Genomic DNA, 3,745 nt, shown 5'->3' on the forward strand with positions numbered 1-3,745 from the left:
CACCCAACACCTGCGCGACCTCGGCGAGGCGGGTGCCGGTTCCCTCGCTCACCTCGGTCACCACCTCGTCGACGCGGCCGCGGGTGTACTCGGTGAAGCCGGCCATCTTCCGCCGGGACAGACCGCCGGCGTCCTCTTGCAGCTCGGTGCGCACCGACGAACACTGGTTGCGCGCGAAGTAGGACAACTGGACGCGGGCCTGCTGAATCTGGCCGCGCAGCGTGATGGTGCGCTCGGTTTTCGACTGGCGCCGCTGCCGCAGCGCCCCGCTGCGCTCTTCGCGCAACGCGTCAACCCGCGCCCGCCGGCCGGCGCCCTCGGCGTCGCGGTCGATGCGCTGCGCGACCGTCTGTAGCCGGAATTCCCAGGCGCGCAGCCTGTTTCGCCGTGGAATGTCGGACGCGGCGAGTTGCGGGGCGACGGCCTGCGCCAAGTCGTCGACGCTCGGGGCGCCCAGGTCGGGCAGGGCGGAGGCACCCACCCAGGGCACCTGCTCGTAGCGCGGCGCGTGCGCGGCCAGGGTGTCGCGGTTGGCGGCGAGGACGTCGCGCCAATTACGGTGCAGGTCGATCTTGGACACCACGGCGACGACGACGTCGGTGTGCTCGGCGGCGGCATCCAGTAGCGCGCAGTCGGATCCGGTCAACTGCGCCGCCGCGGAGACGACGAACACCACCGCGATCGGCGCATCGCCGGGCCCCATCTCCGCGGACTCGACGAACTTGTGCTGCGGCAGCCGTTCGCGCAGTGCCGCGACCACCGCGGTGACGCCGGCCATCCACGGGCCGGTCACCAACACCACGTCGCGGCGGTTGATGCCGGGCGAATCCAGCCTGGGCCCGATCGTCGCCACCAACGCGTCCACCTGGGCGGCCGGATCCTGGGCGCTCACCGAGGCTCCCCGGGCAGCGACCCGCAGGTCTGCGACCACAACCGCAGCGATCCCCGGGCGATGTCCGCGCCGCAGGCGCCGTGCAGATCGCTCACCGGGCCCAGCCTGCCAAGGCTGTAGCGCTGCCAGCGCACCGCCCGTGGCAGGTGGGCCGCCGGATCGTCGCTGTCGTCGCTGCCGGGGTCGAGCCGGGCGGCCTCGGCCAGGTCGACGGCGGCGGCCATGCGGGCGATCACCGTGTCGTCGTTGGACAGGAAGCCGCTGATTGCCTCGCCGGTCTGGTCCCGAGCGACGGCCAGGGCCTCTAATTCCGCGACGGCCCGCAGCACCCGCCGGTAGCGCACCTCCGCGCCGACGACCGAGATCTTGTTCAGGACGGCATCGACACCGCTCAACCGGCGCAGCAGGGCGCGAACCTGCGCCGGCGTCCTGCCCTGCCGGGCCGCGGCGATGCCGAGGGCGGTCCCGAACAGGTCCAGGGTGTCGAGCAAGCGCAGCCGCACATCGGTCGGCACCGGGTTTTCCGCCGCCAGGAACCCGGCAAACGAGCCGTCGAGGCAGGTGGCACCGCCGGGATGGGCGGCGAGCGTCCGCAGCGCCTCCCAGAGCGCGCCGTCCAGGCCGTCGAGCGCCGCGAGCGCGAGCAGACCGCTCATCGGCTCTACCGGCAGACCGACCAGCGCGGCAAGGTTCGCGCAGCGCACGCGCGCCGCCACGATCGGTCCGCGACCGGCCCGGCCGGAGCGGGAGCCGGCGAGGTCGGCCTTGTTCAGCACGGCGAGCACCGGGCGCCCGGCGGCGGCGATGGCTTCGGTGTCCTCGGGTTTGATCACCTCCGCGGTGACGTAGACGACCACGTCAACACCGGTGGCCGGCGGCGCCGACCGCGTCGTCGCCGATATCCCCGACGCGATTCCGGCGCGGTCCAGGGCGCGCGCCACGGTGCCGCAACCCACTCCGCGGCGTCCGCGTACGACCACCCGCAGCGGCGCGGCGGCTCGCTCGGCGATCGCCGTCACGCGCGGGTCGGCGCGGCCGGCAGCAAAGCGCGCCAGCTCGTCGACGAACATTTTGTGCCCTTGTCCCGCCATGTCCTACCCGTCCGATCCGATAGGCCCGAATCGGGCCGGCCCGGCTCAGAAGGCTTAGCCCCCGCCGGATGCGAGGCCGTCGCGGAGGCTGGACCCGTTTGCCGGGCCGGATCCCGATCGGTCTCACCGAATGGTGGCATCTGCGTCACCGAGATGCGAGCCACCGTCTAACTGTTAGCAGCCGAAGGCAACTGTTGGGTATCAATCTGGACTAGGGGCGGCAACATCGGGGGTTCATGGGCCACCATGGACAAATGCATGCGCAACCCGGGGTCGGGACGTGTCCCGACGCGCCGGTGCGAGCGGAGGCTGGCCTGGAGACGGGAGAACCCCCAACACCGGAGCCGACCGATTCGGACCGCCTCCGACCGCGCCACCTCCCGGCCACGAGTTTCCGCTCGCGGCGTTCCGCGCTGTCGGAGGCCCAGCGCCAGACCTGGGAGCGGCGGTGGCCGAAGCTCGGCATCTCGGTCGGTTCTCCCCCTGGCGGAGTCCCCCGGCCTCCGGAGCCGCTGGACATCCGCGCATGGTTCGGCCGGCAGGCGCCGCTTGTGCTCGAAATCGGTTGCGGCAGCGGCATATCCACCCTCGCGATGGCCAAGGACGAGCCCGGCATCGACGTGATTGCGGTGGAAGTCTACCGGCGGGGCCTGGCGCAGCTGCTGTCCGCGATCGACCGCGAGCAGGTTGGCAACATCCGGCTGATCCGTGGGAACGGCATCGACGTGCTGGACCGCCTGATTGCGCCGGGCTCGCTGACCGGGGTCCGCGTCTTCTTTCCCGATCCCTGGCCGAAGGCCCGTCACCACAAACGCCGGTTCCTGCAACCGAGCACGATTGGCCTGATCGCCGACCGGCTACTCCCCGGTGGTGTCCTGCACGCCGCGACGGACCATCCGGGCTACGCCGAGCACATCGCCGAAGCCGGCGATGGAGAACCTCGGCTGTGTCGAGTCGACCCGGGGAGCCGGCTGCCGATCTCGGTCGTGCGCCCCACCACCAAGTACGAGACCAAGGCCAAAGAAGCGGGCAGCGCCGTGAACGAATTCATCTGGCTTCGACGATGAGTAGGCGATGAGAATGAGCCTGACAGAAGAGGCGACAGCAGCATCACAAGCAACATCGGAACCGCTGGAATCACCGGCGGTTCTGTCTGCCGAGGGCCTGAGCAGCTTCCAACCGCCGGCCGGACGCGTGCTGCTGGTCTGGGACGCTCCCAACCTCGACATGGGCCTCGGCTCCATCCTGGGCCGCCGCCCGACGGCCATCGAACGTCCTCGCTTCGACGCCCTAGGTCGCTGGCTGCTGGCGCGAACCGCGGAGGCCAGCTCGGCCCGTCCTGGCGTCGTCATCGAGCCCGAGGCCACCGTTTTCACCAACATCGCTCCCGGCAGCGCCGACGTCGTCCGACCCTGGGTCGACGCGTTGCGTAACGTGGGGTTCGCGGTCTTCGCCAAGCCGAAGATCGACGAGGACAGCGACGTCGACCGTGACATGCTTGCCCACATCGCACAGCGCCATCAGGAAGGACTCGCGGCGCTGGTGGTGGCTTCCGCGGACGGTCAGGCCTTCCGTCAACCGCTGGAAGAAATCGCCCGCACCGGGATTCCTGTCCAGGTGATCGGATTTCGCGAACATGCCAGTTGGGCGCTAGCGTCGGATACCTTGGACTTCGTCGACCTGGAGGACATCAGCGGCGTCTTCCGGGAACCGTTGCCGCGAATCGGCTTGGATTCGCTGCCTGAACAAGGTGCGTGGCTGC

At 70.5% G+C, this 3,745-nt stretch carries 3 protein-coding genes and 1 pseudogene; 2 read left to right on the plus strand and 2 right to left on the minus strand.

Annotated elements, in window-relative coordinates:
• Positions 1–892, minus strand: a pseudogene (locus JWP83_RS04310) (hypothetical protein); the annotation flags it as partial.
• On the minus strand, positions 889–1,983 hold the full coding sequence (locus tag JWP83_RS04315) for a hypothetical protein (protein WP_297726276.1): 1,095 nt from the start codon (positions 1,981–1,983) through the stop codon (positions 889–891). The gene JWP83_RS04315 and the pseudogene JWP83_RS04310, both read right to left, overlap by 4 nt.
• Before the next feature lie 236 nt (positions 1,984–2,219).
• Here JWP83_RS04315 and trmB point away from each other — a divergent pair, with 236 nt between their 5' ends.
• Positions 2,220–3,050: a tRNA (guanosine(46)-N7)-methyltransferase TrmB gene (gene trmB, locus JWP83_RS04320; RefSeq protein ID WP_297726279.1), complete on the plus strand. Its 831-nt coding sequence runs from the start codon at positions 2,220–2,222 to the stop codon at positions 3,048–3,050.
• Positions 3,051–3,063: 13 nt separating this feature from the next.
• Positions 3,064–3,745 (plus strand): NYN domain-containing protein (locus JWP83_RS04325; RefSeq protein ID WP_297726282.1); only part of this gene is annotated, 682 nt, incomplete at its 3' end.

The sequence above is a fragment of the Mycobacterium sp. genome, from assembly GCF_025965855.1.
Taxonomy (GTDB): Bacteria; Actinomycetota; Actinomycetes; order Mycobacteriales; family Mycobacteriaceae; genus Mycobacterium.

Excerpts from the sequence above, each read along its gene's own strand:
- trmB (WP_297726279.1), top strand. The coding sequence starts at position 2,220 with ATGGGCCACCATGGACAAATGCATGCGCAACCCGGGGTCGGGACGTGT.
- JWP83_RS04315 (WP_297726276.1), bottom strand. The coding sequence starts at position 1,983 with ATGGCGGGACAAGGGCACAAAATGTTCGTCGACGAGCTGGCGCGCTTT.